The organism is Gilliamella sp. App6-5, from assembly GCF_001690525.1.
Lineage (GTDB): Bacteria > Pseudomonadota > Gammaproteobacteria > Enterobacterales > Orbaceae > Gilliamella > Gilliamella apicola_H.
On record NZ_LZGT01000019.1, the window covers coordinates 51,701 to 72,855 of the forward strand.

20 protein-coding genes and 2 pseudogenes are annotated in these 21,155 nt (G+C 36.0%); 16 read left to right on the top strand and 6 right to left on the bottom strand.

Annotation, left to right across the window (positions count from 1 at the left end):
- Window positions 1-6: 6 nt before the first annotated feature.
- The 4 genes from A9G24_RS02480 to glnA form a co-directional block, all read right to left on the bottom strand.
- Window positions 7-960, bottom strand: coding sequence for a siderophore ABC transporter substrate-binding protein (locus A9G24_RS02480; RefSeq protein ID WP_065637618.1), 954 nt, complete (start codon window positions 958-960; stop codon window positions 7-9).
- Between the two features lie 220 nt (window positions 961-1,180).
- Window positions 1,181-2,635 carry a nitrogen regulation protein NR(I) gene (gene glnG / locus A9G24_RS02485; protein ID WP_065637619.1) on the bottom strand — a complete coding sequence of 485 codons (1,455 nt, stop codon included), beginning with the start codon at window positions 2,633-2,635 and terminating at the stop codon, window positions 1,181-1,183.
- An 11-nt stretch (window positions 2,636-2,646) separates the two neighbouring features.
- The gene (gene glnL / locus A9G24_RS02490; RefSeq protein ID WP_065637620.1) at window positions 2,647-3,696 is read right to left on the bottom strand and encodes a nitrogen regulation protein NR(II); all 1,050 of its coding nucleotides are present in this window, start codon (window positions 3,694-3,696) and stop codon (window positions 2,647-2,649) included.
- A 75-nt stretch (window positions 3,697-3,771) separates the two neighbouring features.
- Window positions 3,772-5,181, bottom strand: coding sequence for a glutamate--ammonia ligase (glnA, locus tag A9G24_RS02495; protein WP_065637621.1), 1,410 nt, complete (start codon window positions 5,179-5,181; stop codon window positions 3,772-3,774).
- A 536-nt stretch (window positions 5,182-5,717) separates the two neighbouring features.
- Between glnA and A9G24_RS02500 the strand changes: the two genes are divergently transcribed.
- The 3 genes from A9G24_RS02500 to gpsA are packed head-to-tail and all read left to right on the top strand — an operon-like array spanning window position 5,718 to window position 7,714.
- Window positions 5,718-6,158, top strand: a complete 441-nt coding sequence (locus tag A9G24_RS02500; RefSeq protein WP_065637622.1) for a rhodanese-like domain-containing protein — start codon at window positions 5,718-5,720, stop codon at window positions 6,156-6,158.
- Between the two features lie 25 nt (window positions 6,159-6,183).
- Window positions 6,184-6,657 carry a protein-export chaperone SecB gene (gene secB, locus A9G24_RS02505; RefSeq protein WP_065637623.1) on the top strand — a complete coding sequence of 158 codons (474 nt, stop codon included), beginning with the start codon at window positions 6,184-6,186 and terminating at the stop codon, window positions 6,655-6,657.
- A 43-nt stretch (window positions 6,658-6,700) separates the two neighbouring features.
- Complete coding sequence (gene gpsA, locus A9G24_RS02510) at window positions 6,701-7,714, top strand: NAD(P)H-dependent glycerol-3-phosphate dehydrogenase (RefSeq protein WP_065637624.1); 1,014 nt, start codon at window positions 6,701-6,703, stop codon at window positions 7,712-7,714.
- 70 nt (window positions 7,715-7,784) lie between these two features.
- Here gpsA and A9G24_RS02515 read toward each other — a convergent pair whose 3' ends face one another.
- Window positions 7,785-8,759, bottom strand: a complete 975-nt coding sequence (locus A9G24_RS02515; RefSeq protein ID WP_065637625.1) for an ornithine cyclodeaminase family protein — start codon at window positions 8,757-8,759, stop codon at window positions 7,785-7,787.
- Between the two features lie 190 nt (window positions 8,760-8,949).
- On the opposite strand from A9G24_RS02515, the gene aas reads away from it, so the two are divergent.
- The 13 genes and pseudogenes from aas (at window position 8,950) to A9G24_RS02575 (ending at window position 19,568) form a co-directional block, all read left to right on the top strand.
- The gene (aas, locus tag A9G24_RS02520) at window positions 8,950-11,091 is read left to right on the top strand and encodes a bifunctional acyl-ACP--phospholipid O-acyltransferase/long-chain-fatty-acid--ACP ligase (protein ID WP_065637626.1); all 2,142 of its coding nucleotides are present in this window, start codon (window positions 8,950-8,952) and stop codon (window positions 11,089-11,091) included.
- A 15-nt stretch (window positions 11,092-11,106) separates the two neighbouring features.
- Window positions 11,107-12,294: a lysophospholipid transporter LplT gene (gene lplT, locus A9G24_RS02525; RefSeq protein WP_065637627.1), complete on the top strand. Its 1,188-nt coding sequence runs from the start codon at window positions 11,107-11,109 to the stop codon at window positions 12,292-12,294.
- Entirely contained in the window at window positions 12,281-13,189 is a 909-nt protein-coding gene (murQ, locus tag A9G24_RS02530; protein ID WP_065637628.1) for an N-acetylmuramic acid 6-phosphate etherase, read from the top strand. The genes lplT and murQ overlap by 14 nt, the downstream gene beginning before the upstream one ends.
- 149 nt (window positions 13,190-13,338) lie before the next feature.
- Window positions 13,339-13,705: pseudogene (locus A9G24_RS13285) on the top strand (PTS sugar transporter subunit IIA); the annotation flags it as partial.
- Window positions 13,706-13,770: 65 nt separating this feature from the next.
- Window positions 13,771-14,313 (top strand): annotated as a pseudogene (locus A9G24_RS13290) (PTS system mannose/fructose/N-acetylgalactosamine-transporter subunit IIB); the annotation flags it as partial.
- Between the two features lie 20 nt (window positions 14,314-14,333).
- Window positions 14,334-15,134 (top strand): PTS mannose/fructose/sorbose transporter subunit IIC, encoded by an 801-nt coding sequence (locus tag A9G24_RS02540; RefSeq protein WP_065637630.1) that lies wholly within the window; start codon window positions 14,334-14,336, stop codon window positions 15,132-15,134.
- A 16-nt stretch (window positions 15,135-15,150) separates the two neighbouring features.
- Window positions 15,151-16,062, top strand: a complete 912-nt coding sequence (locus tag A9G24_RS02545) for a PTS system mannose/fructose/sorbose family transporter subunit IID (protein WP_065637631.1) — start codon at window positions 15,151-15,153, stop codon at window positions 16,060-16,062.
- Between the two features lie 159 nt (window positions 16,063-16,221).
- Window positions 16,222-16,596 (top strand): DUF956 family protein, encoded by a 375-nt coding sequence (locus tag A9G24_RS02550; protein WP_065637632.1) that lies wholly within the window; start codon window positions 16,222-16,224, stop codon window positions 16,594-16,596.
- Between the two features lie 270 nt (window positions 16,597-16,866).
- Window positions 16,867-17,115 (top strand): 30S ribosomal protein S16, encoded by a 249-nt coding sequence (gene rpsP / locus A9G24_RS02555; RefSeq protein WP_034900786.1) that lies wholly within the window; start codon window positions 16,867-16,869, stop codon window positions 17,113-17,115.
- 23 nt (window positions 17,116-17,138) lie between these two features.
- Window positions 17,139-17,669, top strand: a complete 531-nt coding sequence (rimM, locus tag A9G24_RS02560; RefSeq protein WP_141673037.1) for a ribosome maturation factor RimM — start codon at window positions 17,139-17,141, stop codon at window positions 17,667-17,669.
- Between the two features lie 16 nt (window positions 17,670-17,685).
- Window positions 17,686-18,438: a tRNA (guanosine(37)-N1)-methyltransferase TrmD gene (trmD, locus tag A9G24_RS02565; RefSeq protein ID WP_065637634.1), complete on the top strand. Its 753-nt coding sequence runs from the start codon at window positions 17,686-17,688 to the stop codon at window positions 18,436-18,438.
- Window positions 18,439-18,469: 31 nt separating this feature from the next.
- On the top strand, window positions 18,470-18,820 hold the full coding sequence (gene rplS, locus A9G24_RS02570; RefSeq protein ID WP_034913735.1) for a 50S ribosomal protein L19: 351 nt from the start codon (window positions 18,470-18,472) through the stop codon (window positions 18,818-18,820).
- A gap of 145 nt (window positions 18,821-18,965) precedes the next feature.
- Window positions 18,966-19,568 (top strand): MarC family protein, encoded by a 603-nt coding sequence (locus tag A9G24_RS02575; RefSeq protein ID WP_065637635.1) that lies wholly within the window; start codon window positions 18,966-18,968, stop codon window positions 19,566-19,568.
- Between the two features lie 183 nt (window positions 19,569-19,751).
- On the opposite strand, the gene A9G24_RS02580 is transcribed toward A9G24_RS02575, so the two are convergent.
- A complete protein-coding gene (locus A9G24_RS02580) occupies window positions 19,752-21,128 on the bottom strand; it encodes an amino acid permease (protein WP_065582332.1) in 1,377 nt (458 codons plus the stop codon).
- Window positions 21,129-21,155: the final 27 nt, after the last annotated feature.

Below are 21,155 nucleotides of genomic sequence, written 5' to 3' on the forward strand. Positions count from 1 at the left end.
TTTACATCAATTCGTTGATGTTTTTTGTAAAGCTTCACGAATTTGATCTATCAAACGGCTATAAGTTTGAATACCGCCTGCAATATACATAGATGATGAATCTAAATAGATAATATGTTGATTTTGCCATGCCGCTGTTTTTTGAATTAAGTCATTGCTTAGTACTTGTTGTGCAGATTGTGCTTCTTTATTACCAATTGCACTATCTCTATCTAACACAAACAACCACTGCGGATTAACACTTAAGATAAATTCAGAGGTCACCGCATTACCATGACGACCAGCTTCTTGGAAGGTGGTTGCAGGTTGAAAACCAAGTATATCAAACACAAAACCAAAACGAGATTTTGGACCATAAGCTGACATTTTACCGCCATTAACCATAATTACTAATGCACTTCCAGCAGTGCTTGTCTTTGGCTTTAATTGTTCAATTTTTTGATTAAAATCATTAATAAGCTTTTTAGCTTCATCTTGCTTATTAAAAATAGTGCCTAACTGCTCTGTTCGTTGAGTTAAACTACCTAAAAAGTCTTTTGGATCAATATCTAACGAAATTGTCGGTGCAATGTCATTCAATTTTTTATAGGCATCATTAGCACGACCACCAGCAATAATAACATCAGGCTCAATTGTGCTTAATACCTCATAATTTGGTTCAAATAAGGTTCCCGCATTAATATAGGTTTTATCACTATATTTAGATAAAAAATCAGGTAAATGCACATCAGATTGAGGAACAGCCGAGACAGGAATATTTAAAGCATCAATAATATCAAGTGTTGCAATATTAAAAACAACGACTTTTTTAGGATTTTCAGGTATATCGGTTTTGCCTTGAGCATGTTCAACGGTAATCGTTTTCGCTGGTGTTTGCTGTTCTTTTTTATTGTCACATCCAACCAAAACAAGTAATACGGTAAGTAAAACTAAAAATTTCACTTTGATATATGAATACATTATAACTCCTAATTATCAACCTGAATAAAAAACCACAAAACGATAATTATAATAATTATCATTTACATTATGATTGTAACCAAAAAACATGCAAGGTTCAATGCACTTTAAATGTTTAAAAATGTAATATGTAATAAAAGACAGGTTAAATAGTAATAGAATTATAATAAATATATTAAAAAGCTATCGATTCACTCGATAGCATCATTAATATTGATAGTTAAAAATCTTTATTGGGATCAAAGGATAAATCCTTAAGCTTGCGAGACAATGTATTTCGCCCCCAACCTAATAGATAAGCCGCTTCTTGTTTATGACCACGGGTAAAATTGAGTGCACTTTTTAATAAGATATATTCAACATCGTTTATTGCCTCAGTCAAAATACCGCTTTTACCCTCCGTGAGTGCTTGTTTTGCCCATTGTTCTAGCAATACTTTCCAATCGTTTTCTTGTTGAGCAAAGTGGTTTTCGTGCATGGTAATATTTTCATTTGTGACAATTGTTTTTGTCGTTGATAATTGCAACAGTTCTGGTGGCAAATCTTGAACTAAAACCTCTTGATTTGAGGACATCACTGTCACCCAGCGACAGGTATTTTCAAGCTGACGCACATTACCAGGCCAATTAAAGCGACATAAAACACTTAATGCTTCGGGACTCAATACTTTACCATCAACACCTAATTCTTTCGCTGTGGTATGTAAAAAATGTTCGGCAAGTTTTGGAATATCCTGCGCTCTATCTCGTAAAGGTGGAAGCACTATACGAATCACATTTAAACGATGAAATAAATCATCTCTAAATTTGCCTTCTTTTACTCTTGTTTCTAAATTTTGATGTGTGGCAGCAATAATACGCACATCAACTTTGACGGGTGAATAACCACCAATACGATAAAACTGCCCATCGGCAAGCACTCTTAATAATCTGGTTTGTACATCAAGTGGCATATCACCGATTTCATCTAAGAATAACGTTCCACCGTTAGCTTGTTCAAAACGTCCATGACGAATTTGAGCCGCACCAGTAAATGCGCCTTTTTCATGCCCAAAAAGCTCAGATTCAATGAGATCTTTAGGGATTGCCGCCATATTTAACGCAATAAAAGGTGATTGGGAACGAGGACTATGAGTATGTAATGCTTTAGCAACCAACTCTTTCCCCGTACCTGATTCACCATTAATTAATACGCTAATAGATGATTTAGATAATCGACCAATAATACGAAACACGTCTTGCATTGAAGGTGCCTCACCAATAATGCCAGTTGATGCTTTCGTGGTTGTATTATTGCTGGTTTTGTTATTTTGAGTTTGTAAAATAGCTCGTTCTATAAGCTGAATAACTTCGTCAACATCAAAGGGCTTCGGGATATAATCATAAGCCCCTTTTTGATAAGCATTTACTGCCGCATCAAGATCAGAATGCGCGGTCATAATAATTACTGGTAAATTTGGCATTTGCTCTTTTACGTGATGTAGCAATGTAAAACCATCAAGCCCCGGCATTTTAATATCAGAAATCAATACAGCTGGTTTTTGCACATGTGCATCTAATGCATCAATAACCTCTTGACCACTGGTAAAACTGACACAGTTGAAATGAGCATTCGTTAATGCTTTTTCAAGTACCCACCGAATAGAACTATCATCATCAACAATCCAAACATTCATTTTAATTTACCTCACGGCCTAATTGGCAAATAAACAGAAAACGCCGTATGCCCAGGCCAACTATTAAATTCAATTTTACCGTGATGTTGATCAACAATATTATGTGCAATCGAAAGTCCAATACCTGTCCCTCCTTCATAGCCACTAACCATAGGGTAAAACAAGGTATCTTGTATATGAACAGGCACACCTGGTCCAGTATCTTCAATATCAATACGAGCACAAAGCCGATAACGCTGGCCATGTAAAGTAACCTGAAAAGCCGTTCTTGTTCTAATGGTAATTGTGCCAGCTTTAGAACCAATAGCCTGTAAAGCATTACGCACAATATTCAAAATTACCTGCTCTATTTGTTCAGAATCATGAATAAAATCAGGTAAGCTTGGATCATAATCACGCAGAATTTCAATATTGATTGGTTTTTCCAAACACAGCAAAGCATAGATTCGTTCTATTGCTTGATGAATATTTTGTTCTTTTTGGTGTAATCGCTGTTGTGGACCTAACAACCTATCAACAAGATTTCTTAGTCTATCGGCTTGTTCAATAATAATTTTGGTGTAATCTTGCAATTCATTTTTTGGTAATTCTCGTGATAATAATTGAGCCGCACCTCGAAGTCCGCCTAGTGGATTTTTAATTTCATGAGCAAGTCCTCGAACTAATTCACGTGCAGCGCTCTGTTGAGCTTGTTGCAATTGTTCTTGACTAAGGCGTTTATGATTATTTAACGGTACCATTTCAATCAAAATCCGACCATTACCTAATAGTTGAGCTGTCAGCGATAAAATATGTAACTCATTATTAATAACTAAATTGACTTCATTATCGGTAAAACCTTGATTTTGTGCCAATGCACTGAGCATTAAATCAATATCTAAAGAAAAATAACCCAACAAATCAGGAAGATAACTGTCTAATAATTTTTTAGAACTTTGCGCTAATAACTGCTGTGCAGCAGTATTGGCATAAAGAATGTTGAGTTTTGTATCAAGTAATAAAATACTTGTAATTATAGCATCGAGAACAAGATTAGCATCAGATTCATTTTCAAATGTCATCGTTGGTTTTCCGTCCTGATTAGAAACCACCGCAAGTTAACGGTGGTTTAATGGTTTAAATTATTATAAATTAACTTATAGACTATAGTACATTTCAAACTCAACTGGGTGTGGCGTCATACGTACACGATCAACATCTTGACGTTTTAAATCAATATATGCATCAATTGTATCATTAGTAAAGACATTCCCACGTGTTAAGAATTCACGATCGGCATCTAATGCATTAAGTGCCTCTTCAAGCGAACCTGCGACTTGAGGAATTAATTTAGATTCCTCTGGTGGTAAATCGTATAAGTTTTTATCCATCGCATCGCCAGGGTGAATTTTATTAATAATACCATCTAAACCAGCCATTAACTGCGCAGCAAATGATAAGTATGGGTTACCGGCTGGATCTGGGAAGCGAACCTCAATACGACGTGCTTTAGGGCTAGTCACAACAGGAATACGAATTGACGCAGAACGGTTACGTGCAGAATACGCAAGCATAACTGGCGCTTCATAGCCCGGTACTAGGCGTTTATAAGAGTTAGTTGCTGGGTTAGTAAATGCATTGATGGCTTTTGCATGTTTGATAATACCGCCAATATAGAATAGTGCCATTTCTGAAAGACCCGCGTATTTATCTCCTGCGAATAAATTTACGCCATTTTTTGCTAATGATTGGTGACAGTGCATACCTGAACCATTATCACCAAATATTGGTTTTGGCATAAACGTCGCTGTTTTACCGTAAGCATGTGCCACATTTTGTACAACATATTTATAGATTTGTACTTCATCAGCTTTTTTAGTTAGCGTATTAAAGCGACAAGCAATTTCGTTTTGACCCGCAGTTGCCACTTCATGATGGTGAGCTTCAACCACTAAGCCAAGCTGCTCCATAATTAAACACATTTCAGAACGGATATCTTGCGATGAATCAACGGGAGGAAGTGGGAAATATCCTCCTTTTACGCCTGGGCGATGCCCTTTATTGCCTTCTTCATATTTTGTACCAGAATTCCATGCCGCTTCAATATCATCAATATGCACAAAACTACCAGACATTGGCGAGCCAAAACGGACATCATCAAATAAAAAGAATTCTGGTTCAGGTCCAAAAATAACAGTATCAGCAATACCTGATGATTTTAGATACTCTTCGGCACGTTTAGCGATTGAACGTGGATCACGATCATAACCTTGCAACGTTGCTGGCTCTAAAACATCACAACGGATATTTAATGTTACATCTTCAAAAAACGGATCGATAACAGCACTTGATGTATCAGGCATTAACACCATATCTGATTCATTAATACCTTTCCAACCTGCAATTGATGAACCATCAAACATCTTACCATCTTCAAAAAAATCGACATCAATTTGACTAACAGGAATTGTAACGTGTTGTTCTTTACCTTTTGTATCAGTAAAACGTAAATCAACAAACTTAACATCATTTTCTTTAATTAGTGTTAAAACTTTTATTGTAGACATTTATATTCTCCATTAAGAACAAATAATTTAATTATTCTGTATAAAAAGCAATTTTTAAAGATAATTGGCTATATTCATTTATATAAAATAAATTGCATGCAAATATGATGCCAATTTTCCAACGATACATTTATGAAGCAAACGTTAAAAATAGTAACATGGATCCCAATATTGCACCATAATAGTTAGATAAGCACCAACTTGATGCACCAAAATCATTCATGATACTTTCACTGCTGTTTAACTGTTTAAATCCACAATATTTACACTTGAATCAATGATACATTACCATGCTGTCGCAGCAATCATCTATATCACTATCAGCAATCACACACGAAACAGAAAAAATAATAAAAATAGTAAGATAAGCACTTCAAATTGCATTAAAAATTTGCCTTATATCAGACATGTTTTATAATCTTTTAAAATAAAACAATTTACTATAAATCAATTTTTCAATTATTGGCACTATATTTCATCACGCAATATCGCTATAATCTCTCCTTATATTGAAAAAACTAGGTAATTATACAAGTATGGACTTTATCACTCTCGAAATGCTGCCTTTTATAAAAAATCATCTTTTACTTTCTGTAGGTTGGGTTGTGTTGTTTGTTGCAATTATTGTACTAACCATCAAAAGTAAACTATCTAAGGTTAAAATTATCAATAATGCTCAAGCAATCCATATGATTAATAAGCAAGGAGCTGTTATTGTTGACATTCGTTCTGCAGATAGCTTTAAAAAAGGACATATCACTGATTCTCACAATATTTTACCTATCGATATTAAAAATGCGAGCGCAAAAACAATTGAAAAATTTAAAGAAAACATCGTTATTTTGATTGATGAAAATGGTTTATCATCAGCAAGTATAGGTGAAATACTTGTTAAACAAGGTTTTTTAAATGTCTTTACATTAAAAGACGGTATTGCTGGATGGAACGGTGAAAATTTACCATTGGTTAGAAAATAATATTATTTAAAAATAAGGTTTTATCATGACAGAACAAAACAATACACAACAATCCGAAACACAGTTTGCTATTCAACGTATTTATACCAAAGATGTTTCATTCGAAACTAACAATGTTCCTGAAATTTTTACCAAACAATGGCAACCTGAGTTAAATCTTGAATTAAATTCATCTTCACAAGTATTGAGTGAAAATGTATACGAAGTTGCGCTTCGTGTCACAGTGACAGTAAAACAGCAAGACGAAGTTGCATATATTTGTGAAGTGACTCAAGCTGGTATTTTCTCACTTATTGGATTCGACGAAGGTCAAATTCAACATTGTGTTGGCGCTTATTGCCCAAACATTTTATTCCCTTACGCGCGTGAAGTTATTTCGAGTTTAGTCAATAAAGGGACATTCCCGCAAGTAAATTTAGAGCCGGTAAATTTTGAAGCGTTATTCATTAATTATCTTCAACAACAACAGCAAGCTGAACCAACAGAAACATTGCAATAATTATTGTCTTTTAGTGAATTAACAATACATTTATTGGATTATTATGAAAAAAAATGCTGCAGTAACAGTAATTGGCGCTGGATCTTATGGAACCTCTTTAGCTATTCTACTGGCACGAAATGGTTACTCAACTTTATTGTGGGGACATAACCCAGATAAAATGACCATTTTGCAGCATGATAGGCAAAATAAGCAATTTTTGCCAGATATTCATTTCCCAGATCGATTACAGATTGAAAGTGATTTAAAAACAGCAGTTTCAGCCTCACCCATTTTACTTATTGTGGTACCTAGTCATGCTTTTGCAAGCATTCTAATTCAAATCAAACCATTTTTACGCCAAGATACAAAAATTGTTTGGGCGACAAAAGGACTTGAAGTGGATACAGGTCGATTACTACAGGATGTAGCGAAGGAAATTCTAGGCGATAAAATTCCACTAGCGGTTATCTCTGGCCCAACATTTGCCAAAGAAGTCGCTTCCGGATTACCTACAGCGGTAACTGTGGCATCAACAGATGAACATTTTTTAAATCAACTACAAACATTATTCCATTGCAGTAAAAGCTTCCGAGTTTATAGCAGTAAAGATTTTATTGGTGTGCAACTTGGTGGTGCAATCAAAAATGTGATCGCCATTGGTGCTGGATTATCTGATGGTCTTGGATTTGGAGCCAATGCAAGAACAGCATTAATTACACGTGGACTTGCCGAAATGATGCGATTAGGAGCAGTATTAGGCGCAGATCCGGCTACCTTTATGGGAATGGCTGGACTAGGCGATCTGGTTTTAACCTGCACCGATGATCAATCTCGTAATCGTCGGTTTGGCATGTTACTTGGACAAAACAAATCAATTCAAGAAGCGCAAGAAGCCATAGCTCAAGTTGTTGAGGGTTGTAAAAATACAAAAGAAGTTTGGTTACTCGCCCAAAAATATCATGTTGATATGCCAATCACTGAACAAATTTATCAAATCCTTTATGAGCATAAAGATCCGAAACAAGCAGCGATGGCATTACTCGGACGTTCACAAAAAGCAGAACTAAAAAGCTAGTTTTATACTAAAACACCTAGTTACCTGAAACTTTTTGACAAAAAATCACCATAATTCTAACAAATAATTACTATAAATACGTGCCTATTCCTTTTTCTTTGGCTTTAAGATAGATATCGTAACCAATATACACATCTAATACTGCGGTTCCAACCGTTTTAAACAACGTAATTTGTTGATCATTTTGACGACATTGAGTTGGATCTAGCACTAAATCTCCTAACTCTAAAAAGTCATCTTTCGATACTAATTTTTGTTTAATTGGATCAATAATATCACCGGCTTCAGCAAACACCCCTTCTTTGGTATCAACCACTCGAATATTAGCTTTCTCAATAATGTTCTTTGGAATTTCGTGCATCTCTGGTGTATAAGCACCTACACCATTAATATGTGTACCGGGTTTTACTTTATCGCCATTAAACGTCGAAACTTTTGATGTTGTCACCGAAGTAATGATATCGGCTTGGCTAATGTCTTCATCCAAATTCTGTGAAAAATAAAAATTAGTCGAAAAATGAGCAAAACGGTGTTTCATGTCATCAGTAAACTTTTTTGCTTTTTGGATATCAATATCAAAAATAGCTACATCATTAAGTGAGCGGACAGTTAACATTGCTTCTAATTGGGATATCGCTTGCCCGCCAGTACCGATCAACACAGCTCGACTGGCATCTTTACGAGCCAACAAATCAGTTGCCGCACCTTGAACGGCACCTGTACGAAGCTGAGTGACAAAGGTACCATCTAATATGGCACAAACTTCACCTGTTTGTGGATCTAACATTAAAACTTGAGCGGGAACTGATGGTTTGCCCAATTTTGGGTTGTCAGGAAATACGGAGACAATTTTGATACCCACAATATCGCTACCTTTAATATGTGCGGGCATAAATAAGCATTGTCCTTTTTGCATATCAAAATTGATTCGTAATGGTACATCACTGTTTCCTTGGGTATAGATTTTCAACGCTTGTTTATCCGCTGCTATCGCTTCTTTCATGGTATAAAATTTTTCAATATCTTTGTGCGTTAAAATGAGCATGCTTGTTCCTTATTAGTTTTTCATATTTATTTTACACTTTAGTATCTATTATCTATTTTTTAAATCAAGAATCATTGTTAATTAAAAATTAACTATCTATTTTATATAATAAAATTATCACATCTTGTATATTCTTTGCATTTTCACTATCATTACATGGTGCAATTTTGCACGATAATTGAGAAATCAGATGCTATTTACAATATTAAAATTTTGTTTAAAGATTTTATTCCATGTCAAAATTAACGGTAATTTAGACAATTTAAAACAAAACAGACTTCTTATTACACCTAACCATGTATCTTTTCTTGATGGTATTTTAATCGGTGTCTTTTTGCCAATAAGGCCTGTCTTTGCTATTTATGCGGGTTATATTAACCATTGGTTAGTCCGTTTAGCAAAGCGTTACGTTGATTTTGTGCCTATGGATCCATTGAGCCCAATGGCAATCAAGCGATTAGTGCGCGAAGTTGAAAAAGGTCGTCCAATAGTCATATTCCCTGAGGGAAGAATTACTGTAACTGGCTCATTAATGAAAATTTATGATGGTGCTGCTTTTGTTGCAGCCCGTTCTCAAGCAACAATTGTACCCGTCTGGATTGAAGGAGCTGAATTTACTTTAACCAGTCGTTTAAAAGGATTATTTAAACGTCGTTTATTTCCTAAAATAACCATTCATGTGCTTGAGCCGACATCTATAGCTATGCCTGATGCGCCTAAAGCTAGTGAAAGACGTTATATTGCAGGCGAAAAACTTCATCAAATTATGATGAATGCACGTATGGCAAGTCGCCCCAAATTAACGCTATTTGAAGCTTTGCTTGAAGCGCAAGTGCGCTATGGTGTCAAATCGCGAATGGTCCAAGACCCAACAACTCATGAAGCATCTTATCGTAATTTATTAAAACAAATCATTGGTGTTAGCTGTATTGTTGCTAAAATTACTCAGAAAAAAGAACGTGTTGGCGTCTTATTACCTAATGCAACCATTACCGTTGCGACAATTTTTGGTTTATCGGTTAAAAACCGAATTCCGGCTATGCTCAATTATACTGCTGGTACCAAAGGGCTGACTTGTGCAATTGCAGCTGCTGAAATTAAAACTATCATTACTTCACGCAAATTTATTCAAAAAGGGAAACTTGATCATCTCCTTGAACAAATAAAAGATGTAAAATGGTATTTCCTTGAAGATCTACGTAACAGTTTGACTCTTACAGATAAACTTTATGTTGCTGTTCATCAATATATCCCTCGTTTGGTTAAACGCTCTCAATCAAGTGATGACGAAGCTCTCGTGTTGTTTACGTCGGGTTCAGAAGGTAATCCTAAAGGTGTTGCCCATAGTCATGGTAGCTTGCTTGCTAATGTTGAACAAATTCGAACCGTCATTGATCCAACGCCTGCTGATCGCTTTATGTCCGCACTACCGTTATTCCATGCTTTTGGTATTACTGCTGGATTGTTTTTACCGCTCTTTTCTGGTAGCCGCACATTTTTATATCCAAATCCATTACATTATCGTATGGTGCCCGAAATAATTTATGATCAAAATTGCACTGTCTTATTTGGTACGCCGACTTTCTTAGCAAACTATGCTCGTTACGCACATCCATATGATTTTATGCGTTTACGCTATGTTGTTGCTGGGGCAGAAAAATTATCAGACACAGTACGCGAGCAATGGAAAGATAAATATGGTATCCGTATTTTAGAAGGCTATGGTGTTACTGAGTGTGCACCTGTTGTGGCACTTAATGTCCCAATGGCGTTTAAAGCCGGTACAGTAGGTCGATTATTGCCAGGCATGACATCAAGATTAATTCCTGTTCCAGGTATTAGCGATGGCGGTCAATTGCAAGTTAAAGGCCCTAATGTCATGAAAGGCTATTTACGTGTTGAAAATCCAGGCAAACTTGAAGAACCAATTGCAATCGATGAACATGGGCAATCCGAAAAAGGTTGGTATGACACTGGCGATATCGTTGCTATTGATAACGAAGGCTTTGTCACCATTAAAGGACGCTTAAAAAGATTTGCTAAAATTGCAGGAGAAATGGTTTCATTAGAAAGTGTTGAAGCCTTGGCAAAAAAACTCGACACTGATGCCATGCACGGCGCAACAGTTAAAGCCGATGCAGCAAAAGGAGAAGCTATTGTTCTATTTACTACTTCGACAAAATTAAATCGAGAGCAACTTAACCAAGTGTCTCAAGAACTTGGTATTCCTGCATTAGCTATTCCTCGTGATATACGTGTAGTGAAAGAATTACCACTACTTGGTACAGGTAAAATCGACTTTATTACACTACGAAAAATGGCTGACGAATAAATAAAAGGATGCCACATGAATAGATATTCTCTTTTAAGCAAAGGCATGGTCGCAACCATGCTGGCGCAGTTTTTTTCAGCATTTGCCGATAACGCCATCTTTTTTGCTATCCTTGCTTTCATCAAAAATCTACATTATCCAGCTTGGAGCCAATCAGTATTACAAATTAGTTTTGTGCTACCATTCATCATTCTTTCCCCTTTTGTTGGTCAATTTGCTGACAGCATGTCAAAAGGCAAGGCGATGATGATTTCAAATAGTATAAAATTACTCGGTGCTGGTTGTATCTGTTTAAACATTAGTCCTTTTGCTGGATATTTTTTAGTTGGGGTAGGTGCAGCAGCATACTCTCCAGCTAAATATGGTATTCTAGGTGAACTTACCTCGGGCGATAATTTGGTTAAAGCAAATGGTTTAATTGAAGCATCGACCATTGCGGCAATTTTACTTGGTTCGCTAGCGGGAGGTCATATTGCCGATCTTAATGTAAGCATATCTATACTGATTTGTGTATTAATGTATGGGCTAGCGATTATTGCTAACCTTTTTATTCCTAAATTACCTGCCGCACGACAAAATATTCCATGGCAATTTGTGGGTATAGCAAAAGATTTTGCGAACACAATTAAAATCATCTTCACCGATAAACATGTCTTATTCACATTATTAGGTACTAGCTTGTTTTGGGGAGCGGGTATTACTTTACGCTTTTTGTTAATTAGTTGGGTTCCTGCTATTTTAAACATACACGACAATGCAACACCTACAAATTTAAACGCGATTGTCGCTATCGGTATTGTTATTGGAGCCGGACTGGCAAGTACATTTATTTCAATCAACAACACGTTACGTTGCATTCCAGCAGGGATAATGATGGGCATAGCAGTAATCGCCTTCACATTGCAAAGCAATATCATTTCATCTTATATTTTACTTATTATTATTGGGGCATTAGGTGGCTTCTTTTTGGTACCATTGAATGCTTTTATTCAAAAAATAGGTAAAAATTTAGTCGGTGCTGGCAGTGTCATTTCGGTACAAAACTTAAGCGAATATACGGCAATGATGCTAATGCTAGGACTTTATACATTAGCTGTTTACCTGAATTTATCAGTTATTACTATCGGTGTTGGCTTTGGTAGTTTATTTGCTATAGTGATATTTTTGTTATGGCTAGGATTAAGAAAAAATGCAACAAATTAATCTATCAACTATGTTAACTGAAAGCCGCAATCCTAACAGCGAAGAAATTGATAGCTATTCAACGCTAGAAATGTTACAAATCATCAATCGTGAAGATCAAAAAGTCGCATTGGCAGTGGAAAAAGAATTATCCAATATCGCAAAAGCTGTTGATGCAATTAGTTTGGCATTTTCAAATCAAGGTAGGCTAATCTATATAGGGGCAGGAACCTCTGGTCGTCTAGGTATTTTAGATGCAAGTGAGTGCCCACCTACTTATGGCACGCCAACTGAACAAGTCATTGGCTTAATTGCTGGGGGACAGCCTGCTATTTTTAAGGCGGTTGAAAACGCCGAAGATAACCCTGAATTGGCTGTTCATGACCTGAAAAACATCAATTTTAGCTCAAACGACATTTTAGTTGGCATTGCTGCTAGTGGGCGCACACCTTATGTAATAGGTGGTATGCAATATGCTAAATCAATCGAAGCAACGGTGATAAGCTTATGCTGTAATCCCAAAGCCCCAATGATTAATTTAGCCGATATCGCCATTACACCAATTGTTGGTGCAGAAGTAATTACTGGCTCATCAAGAATGAAGGCTGGTACGGCACAAAAATTAGTTCTCAACATGTTAACCACAGCCAGCATGATCAAAATAGGCAAAGTCTATAGTAATTTGATGGTTGACGTAGAAGCTACCAACGCCAAACTTATTGAACGACAAATATCCATTGTTATGCAAGCCACCGATTGCAGTCGAGAAAAAGCCATTGTCACATTAACCGAGAGTAACAGGCATTGTAAAACCGCTATTTTGATGATCCTTTCAGGTCTAAATGCAGAGCAAGCTAGAAATAAACTAAAAAAAGAACATGGCTTTATTCGTCAAGCACTACGACATAAATCATAGTTTGATAAACAATAGAAAATTTAAGTTTTTTATCAAAATGTGATAAACACGCCATTTTAAACTTATTTTAAGGTGTAAAATAACCAGATATTTTTATTTTATATACTTTTATATTATGCAATTAATATAAAAATTAGGAGGTAGTTGTTATGGTTGGAATTATCCTAGCAACTCATGGTGAGTTTGCAGAAGGTATTTTACAATCAGGATCGATGATATTTGGAGAACAAGAAAATGTTAAAGCTGTTACCTTGCATCCAAGTGATAGTCCTGAAAATTTAAAAGAACGAATGCTTGAATCAATAGCAACATTTGATAATCCAGAAGAAGTGCTTTTTTTAGTAGATTTATGGGGGGGCACCCCATTTAATCAGGCTAACAATTTATGTGGAGAACATAGTAATTGGGCTATTGTTGCTGGTTTAAACTTACCCATGCTAATTGAAGCCTATACTTCTCGTTTTTCAATGGAAACTGCGAAAGAAATTGCAAGAGCAATTATTGAGCCAGGCAAAGAAGGAATCCGAGCAAATGTCGAAATACCAACAGAATCCTTAGCTAATGCTAAAACTGCAAATAGCATCCCAGAAGGAACAGAGCTTGGTAATGGTAAAATGAAAATTGTATTAGCCCGTGTCGATTCTCGACTATTACATGGTCAAGTTGCAACAGCATGGACAAAATCAACCAACCCCAACCGAATTATTGTTGTTTCAGATTCAGTTGCAAAAGATGAATTAAGAAAAAAACTCATCCAAGAAGCAGCACCTCCTGGTGTAAAAGCAAATGTGGTTCCCATCAAAAAAATTATTGAGGTATCTCGTGACCCACGTTTTGGTAATACTAAAGCGTTACTTCTATTTGAAAACCCACAAGATGTACTGCGAACTATAGATGGTGGTGTCGATATCGATGTCCTTAATATTGGTTCAATGGCGCATTCCGTTGGCAAAGTCATGGTTAATAAAGTATTATCAATGAATGCCGATGATGTTGAGACTTTTGAAAAATTGAAAGCTAAAAACGTAAAATTTGATGTTCGCAAAGTACCTAACGATTCTAACAGCAATATGGACGAATTATTGAAAAAAGCGCAAGAAGAATTAGCGCAGCAAAAGAATTAGTGTATTTAAGGGGATATATTATGACATTATCAATTATTGCCATCATTTTAGTAATAATTATTGCCTTTTTAGCAGGGATAGAGGGTATTTTAGATCAGTTTCAATTTCACCAACCTTTAGTGGCTTGTTCTTTGATTGGACTTGTCACCGGTAATTTAGAAGCAGGAGTTGTATTGGGTGGCTCGTTGCAAATGATTGCTTTAGGTTGGGCCAATATCGGCGCTGCAGTTGCACCTGATGCGGCACTGGCAGCTGTTGCATCGTCCATTATTTTAGTATTAGGCGGACAAGGTATAGCTGGTGTATCGACAGCTATAGCGGTTGCTATTCCACTTGCTGTTGCTGGATTATTCTTAACCATGATTGTTCGAACCATTGCGGTTCCTTTAGTCCATATGATGGATGTTGCAGCAGAAGAAGGTAATATTCGAAAAATTGAATGGCTACAAATTTTAGGTATCTGTTTACAAGGCTTAAGAATCGCAATTCTAGCAGCAGCATTACTCTTTATTCCTGCTGAAGTCGTCAAAGGCGCACTAGAAGCAATGCCTGAATGGCTAACAACTGGTATGGCGATCGGTGGTGGTATGGTCGTTGCTGTAGGTTATGCTATGGTGATTAATATGATGGCAAACCGCGAAGTATGGCCATTTTTCATTATTGGTTTTGTGGTAGCGGCCATATCACAACTTACGCTAATTGCACTTGGTGCATTAGGTATTGCATTAGCATTGATTTATCTCAATCTTTCTGAACGCGGCAATTCATCAAATGGTGGCAGTAAAGGTGACCCACTTGATGACATTTTAAATGATTACTAGAAACTTGGAGAAAAAAATGACTGATAGAATTCAATTAAGTAAAAAAGATCGTTTAGCCGTTGCTTGGCGCTCAACCTTTCTCCAAGGTTCTTGGAACTATGAACGTATGCAAAATGGCGGTTGGGTTTATGCAATGATCCCTGCTATAAAGAAATTATATTCTGCTAAAGAAGCTCGTTCCGCTGCCCTCAAACGTCACTTAGAATTCTTTAATACTCACCCATATTTAGCTTCACCCGTACTTGGCGTTACACTTGCTTTAGAAGAAGAACGAGCAAATGGCGCCGCAGTCGATGATGTTGCCATTCAAGGGGTAAAAGTCGGTATGATGGGGCCATTGGCTGGTGTGGGCGATCCTGTATTTTGGTTTACTGTGCGCCCAATGCTAGGTGCGCTTGGTGCTTCACTTGCGCTTAGTGGCAATATTATGGGACCTATTTTATTCTTTTTATTATGGAATATTATTCGTTGGGGATTTATGTGGTATACCCAAGAATTTGGTTATCGTACTGGTTCTAAAATTACCGATAATTTATCGGGCGGTTTACTACAAAAAATCACCAAAGGTGCTTCTATTTTAGGAATGTTTGTCCTTGCAGCGCTAGTGCAACGGTGGGTATCAATAAAATTCCAACCTGTCGTATCTACTGTCAAACTAGACAATGGTGCATTTATTGATTGGAATAACTTACCAATAGGTGCTGAAGGTATTCAAAAAGCACTCATTGATATGCAAAGTGGGCTATCACTCACTCGAGAAAAAGTCACTACTTTACAAAATAACTTAGATCAATTGATACCAGGGCTAATGCCACTATTATTAACATTTTTCTGTATGTGGTTATTACGTAAAAAAGTATCACCAATTTTAATTATTGTTGGTTTATTTATAGTAGGTATTGTCGGACATGTCATTGGTCTTTTATAATTTCAAACGTTAAGTAAAATATAATAAAAGCATAATTTATAAGTTAAATTATGCTTTTATTATTAATAATTTTTACAAAAACAGTTGGCAATTTTATGGTTTATCAAATCATAAAAAACAATTATATTAGCCCTATTTTTTAATATGGAAATCACACAAATGGTCCAATCATTAAACACAAAAATAGACCTAACTGTTAAAGCCACATTTTTTACCGCTTTTACCGAGTATGGACAAATTATGATTGGCGACAAAGCATTCGAGTTTTATCATCAACATGATCCTCGCAAATATATCCAAATTCCATGGGATGAGGTCGATTATGTGATAGCATCTGTACTATTTAGTGGTAGATGGATACCGCGTTATTCAATCCAAACTAAAAGAAATGGTACTTTTACCTTTGCATCTAAAGAACCTAAAAAAACGTTAAAAGCGATTCAGGGTTACGTTGACAGGCAAAAAATGGTCAGATCACTAGGCTTCTTTGACGTATTAAAACGCGCTTTTTTGCCAAAAAAGAATAAAAATTAGTATTACCACACAATCATAATGATGAATAAATTAAGTATCAAATTAAACCACCTGTTTTATAATATCTGTTGGTTTACACTTAAATTAAATAAATCATAGCCAGTATTATTTTTATCCATTCTTTTCTAATTTAGCTTAAAGCAAACAATATTACATCGCATCGCTAACAAACAGCCATTGCACTTTTTACTAGAAAGAGTATAATTCTGGGGCTTTGATTTTGTCCATGTTGGACAGAAAAAAGATTATTTTTTAATTTAAGAGGATGTTATGGTAACTATTCGTTTAGCTCGTGGTGGCTCTAAAAAGCGCCCTTTTTATCAAGTAGTTGTCACTGATAGCCGTAACCCACGTGATGGTCGTTTTATTGAGCGCGTTGGCTTTTTTAATCCAATTGCACAAGGTAAAGCAGAAGAATTACGTTTAGATCTTGATCGCGTAAATCATTGGGTTGGTTTAGGTGCAACTGTTTCTGATCGTGTTAATGCACTAATCAAACAAGCACAAAAAGCTGCTTAATTTAGTTATTAATAGTCACTGTAATGATGAATACTGAGAATCTCATCGTTGTTGGTAAACTTGGTTCAAGCTACGGCATTCGCGGGTGGCTCAGGATTTTTTCGTTTACAGAATTCCCAGATAGCATTTTTGATTACACGCCCTGGTATATCCAACATGCTGGACAATGGCAAGAAGTAATCGTAGAAAGCTTTAAACCACATAATCATGATATGATTGTGAAGCTCAAAGGTATTGATGATCGTGATCAAGCAATAGCATTAACCAATATTGAAGTATTTGTTGATGCAGAAAAATTACCAGCGCTTAGCAATGGTGATTTTTATTGGAAAGATCTGATTGGCTGCCGAGTCAAAACAATTAACGGTTATGATTTAGGTCAGGTAACTGATTTGATGGAAACCGGTTCTAACGATGTATTAGTGGTAAAAGCAAATCTAAAAGATGCATTTGGTGCAACAGAACGTTTAATCCCTTTTGTTGATGATCAATTTATAAAACAAGTTGATTTAACATCAAAAATGATTGTGGTCGATTGGGATCCTGCTTTTTAATTGGTAAGGTAACACTATGTGGATTGGCATAATTAGCCTTTTTCCCGAAATGTTTCAAGCTATTACCTGTTATGGCGTAACTGGTCGAGCCGTTAAAAATGGGCTGTTAACAGTAGAATATTGGAACCCGCGCGATTTTGCGCATGATAAGCATAAAACTGTTGATGATAGGCCTTACGGTGGTGGTCCTGGCATGTTAATGATGGTACAACCACTTAAAGATGCGATTCATGCAGCAAAAGCAGTTGCTGGTAACGATACAAAAGTGATCTATCTTTCCCCACAAGGGCGCAAATTAAATCAACAAGGTGTTTGCGAGTTGTCACAAAAGCAAAAATTAATTTTGATTTGTGGACGATACGAAGGTATAGATGAACGCGTTATCCAAACTGAAATTGATGAAGAATGGTCAATTGGTGATTACGTATTAAGTGGTGGTGAATTACCAGCGATGACTATGATTGATGCACTAGCAAGGTTTATTCCTGGCGTGCTAAATCACCAATCATCGGCAGAAGAAGACTCTTTTGCTAATGGTTTACTTGACTGTCCACACTATACTCGGCCTGAGGTGTTAGATGGAATGGCGGTGCCTGATGTATTAATGTCTGGTCACCATGAAGCGATTCGTCGCTGGCGATTAAAACAATCACTAGGGCGAACTTGGTTAAGAAGAGAAGATCTTCTTGCAAATCTAGCTCTGACTGATGAAGAGCAATGTTTACTCGCTGAATTTAAACGTGAATACAGTGACAAACAAGGCAATTAATATTTCAGTATAACTAGTAAGAGATAATATTATGAAAAATGCAATTATTCAGCAATTAGAACAAGAACAAATGAAGAAAGACATCCCGTCTTTTCGCCCTGGTGACACGGTTGAAGTAAAAGTATGGGTTGTTGAAGGTAATAAAAAACGTCTTCAAGCTTATGAAGGTGTTGTCATTGGAATTCGTAATCGTGGTTTACACTCTGCATTTACTGTACGTAAAATTTCCAATGGCGAAGGTGTAGAACGAGTATTCCAAACTCACTCACCAATTGTTGATTCAATTACTGTGAAACGTCGTGGTCAAGTACGTCAAGCTAAACTTTACTACTTACGCGAACTTCGTGGTAAAGCGGCTCGTATCAAAGAGCGCCTTAACTAATTTTTATTGATTATCAATAAAAATATCAGATTAAGATGGTCACCTTTGTGGTGACCGTTTTTATATATGAAAAATATAATTTTAATCCAACAATAATGGTTAGCAAAATTAAAGCAAATTTTTTAATAATGTAAAAGGTGGTGCAATGGTTGAGTATATTTTTGCAATTTTGTCTACAACAGTAAAATTGTTTGCATTAATGACACCGCCTGCGGTTTTAAGTGCATTTTTAAGTGGCACAAAACAATATGATGAACAACTTAGGCGCAAAATAGCCCTAAAAACATCATGTGCGGTATTTATCATCGGTATCATTCTATTCTTTTTCGGCAATACCATGTTTAGTGTTTTTGGTTTTACCCTTGATGCATTTCGAATTGGTTCGGGAGCATTACTATTTATCACTGCGGTGTCGCTAATGAATGATTCACCAGAAAAAAACAAAATTAGTAGCGATGATGATATTAGTGTTGTCCCTCTCGCTATTCCTCTATGCATGGGGCCCGCATCCATCGGGACTATCATTGTTATGGGAACTAGCTCAATTGGTATTGTATCAAATCTAATTGGTGCGATTTCATTATTCGTCGCTTCAATAGGTATTTATATTATGCTGTTATGCGCTAAAAGTATTGCAAAAGTACTAAAAAATACAGGGATCGCGATATTATCAAAACTAACAGGGTTACTGATATCAGCCATTGCCGCACAAGTTGTTTTTACAGGTATAGCTGCTTTTTTAAAATAAACATTAGTTTTAATTTTTTGATAGTACGATAATAACAATATTGAGATATAAAAATAGTATTTAGCTAAACCAATTTAAGTTTTATTAATTCTTAATAGTATGTAATCACTAACAATAATAAACCTTGAATTAGTGATTACATAATTAAGCAATATACAATTAATTATGACTTATTGAAACAACTCATTTTTTATAGAAAAAATAAGATATTAGAATTATCACAATTAATATTATTTCAGAAAGTAAAATAAAATAACCTGACTCACCAAACCAAACGCCAACAATAATCACAACATTAACGATGATAGAAATACCAGCCAGCCAAGGGAATAGCGGTGATTTAAATTTTATCATTTCTTTTGAATATTTGCCGCTATTTACACCCTTACGAAATTGATACTGACACAAAGCAATAATAATCCATGCAAAACAGCCTACTTGTCCGGTTCCTGCTACTAAATAAATATACAATTTTTCAGCGGCAATATATTTTGAAAATAATGAAACTAACGCAATAACTGCAATAAATAAAATACCTTTTGTAGGCACGCCTCGTTGATTGACTTCGGAAAAGTATTTTGGAGCTAAATTATCTTGCGCCATAGACCATAGCATTCTTGAACTGGCATAAATGGCTGAATTCGTTGCTGATATTGCTGCACAAAAGATCACAAAAAGCATCGCATACGAAGCAAATGTAATTCCCGCTTTATTAAATACCCACACAAATGGACTAATTTCAGAATGCACTGTTCCATACGGGTAAACGAGAGCTAATACAGCAATAGCTAGGATATAAAATAGAATAATACGGAAAGCCACACCAGTAATAATTTTGGGTAACACTGACTGTGGAGATTGCGCTTCGCCAGCTGCATTACCAATTAATTCAACTCCTTGAAATGAGTAAGTCACGATAGTCATACACACAAATATGGCTAAAAAGCCATTAGGAAACCAGCCATTTTCTGTTTTGAATGTTGGTAAAACATGAGTTTCGGTATACTGATGATAAAGTAAATAAATTCCTACCCCAATAAAAACAATAATCGCGAGTACTTTAATGGTTGAAAACCAATACTCACTTTCACCAAATGCACGAACAGATGTTAAATGTACTGAAGTAATAACAATTAGAATTAACAAACTAAAAAGATAAATAGGAATTAAAGGGAAGGCTTGGTGAGCAATCATTGAGGCGGCAGTTAAATCTGCAGCCATAGACAATACCCAACTTAGCCAATACAGCCAACCTATGGTATAGCTCCAAATTGGATTTGGGATAAACATCAACGCATAGTGTTGAAATGAACCAGCATGAGGAAATGCACAAGAAAGTTCACCTAAACATAGCATGGTTGAAAGCATTATACTTCCCGCCATTAAATAAGCAATAATGGTTCCTAATGGACCAACGGTGCTCAGTGGAGCTGCAATACCAATAAATAATCCGGTACCAATTGATCCACCTAATGAAATCATCAACAAATGACGATTTTTTAAGTTCTTCTTTAAATTACTGCTGGGATAAGGGCTTTCTTGTGATTCAGATGTTGTCATATAAACCGCCTAGTAATTAATAAAAAC

Bases quoted from the DNA above. Each gene is read 5' to 3' on its own strand.
- A9G24_RS02480 (WP_065637618.1), bottom strand. From the start codon at position 960: ATGTATTCATATATCAAAGTGAAATTTTTAGTTTTACTTACCGTATTA.
- glnG (WP_065637619.1), bottom strand. From the start codon at position 2,635: ATGAATGTTTGGATTGTTGATGATGATAGTTCTATTCGGTGGGTACTT.
- glnL (WP_065637620.1), bottom strand. From the start codon at position 3,696: ATGACATTTGAAAATGAATCTGATGCTAATCTTGTTCTCGATGCTATA.
- glnA (WP_065637621.1), bottom strand. From the start codon at position 5,181: ATGTCTACAATAAAAGTTTTAACACTAATTAAAGAAAATGATGTTAAG.
- A9G24_RS02500 (WP_065637622.1), top strand. From the start codon at position 5,718: ATGGACTTTATCACTCTCGAAATGCTGCCTTTTATAAAAAATCATCTT.
- secB (WP_065637623.1), top strand. From the start codon at position 6,184: ATGACAGAACAAAACAATACACAACAATCCGAAACACAGTTTGCTATT.
- gpsA (WP_065637624.1), top strand. From the start codon at position 6,701: ATGAAAAAAAATGCTGCAGTAACAGTAATTGGCGCTGGATCTTATGGA.
- A9G24_RS02515 (WP_065637625.1), bottom strand. From the start codon at position 8,759: ATGCTCATTTTAACGCACAAAGATATTGAAAAATTTTATACCATGAAA.
- aas (WP_065637626.1), top strand. From the start codon at position 8,950: ATGCTATTTACAATATTAAAATTTTGTTTAAAGATTTTATTCCATGTC.
- lplT (WP_065637627.1), top strand. From the start codon at position 11,107: ATGAATAGATATTCTCTTTTAAGCAAAGGCATGGTCGCAACCATGCTG.
- murQ (WP_065637628.1), top strand. From the start codon at position 12,281: ATGCAACAAATTAATCTATCAACTATGTTAACTGAAAGCCGCAATCCT.
- A9G24_RS02540 (WP_065637630.1), top strand. From the start codon at position 14,334: ATGACATTATCAATTATTGCCATCATTTTAGTAATAATTATTGCCTTT.
- A9G24_RS02545 (WP_065637631.1), top strand. From the start codon at position 15,151: ATGACTGATAGAATTCAATTAAGTAAAAAAGATCGTTTAGCCGTTGCT.
- A9G24_RS02550 (WP_065637632.1), top strand. From the start codon at position 16,222: ATGGTCCAATCATTAAACACAAAAATAGACCTAACTGTTAAAGCCACA.
- rpsP (WP_034900786.1), top strand. From the start codon at position 16,867: ATGGTAACTATTCGTTTAGCTCGTGGTGGCTCTAAAAAGCGCCCTTTT.
- rimM (WP_141673037.1), top strand. From the start codon at position 17,139: ATGATGAATACTGAGAATCTCATCGTTGTTGGTAAACTTGGTTCAAGC.
- trmD (WP_065637634.1), top strand. From the start codon at position 17,686: ATGTGGATTGGCATAATTAGCCTTTTTCCCGAAATGTTTCAAGCTATT.
- rplS (WP_034913735.1), top strand. From the start codon at position 18,470: ATGAAAAATGCAATTATTCAGCAATTAGAACAAGAACAAATGAAGAAA.
- A9G24_RS02575 (WP_065637635.1), top strand. From the start codon at position 18,966: ATGGTTGAGTATATTTTTGCAATTTTGTCTACAACAGTAAAATTGTTT.
- A9G24_RS02580 (WP_065582332.1), bottom strand. From the start codon at position 21,128: ATGACAACATCTGAATCACAAGAAAGCCCTTATCCCAGCAGTAATTTA.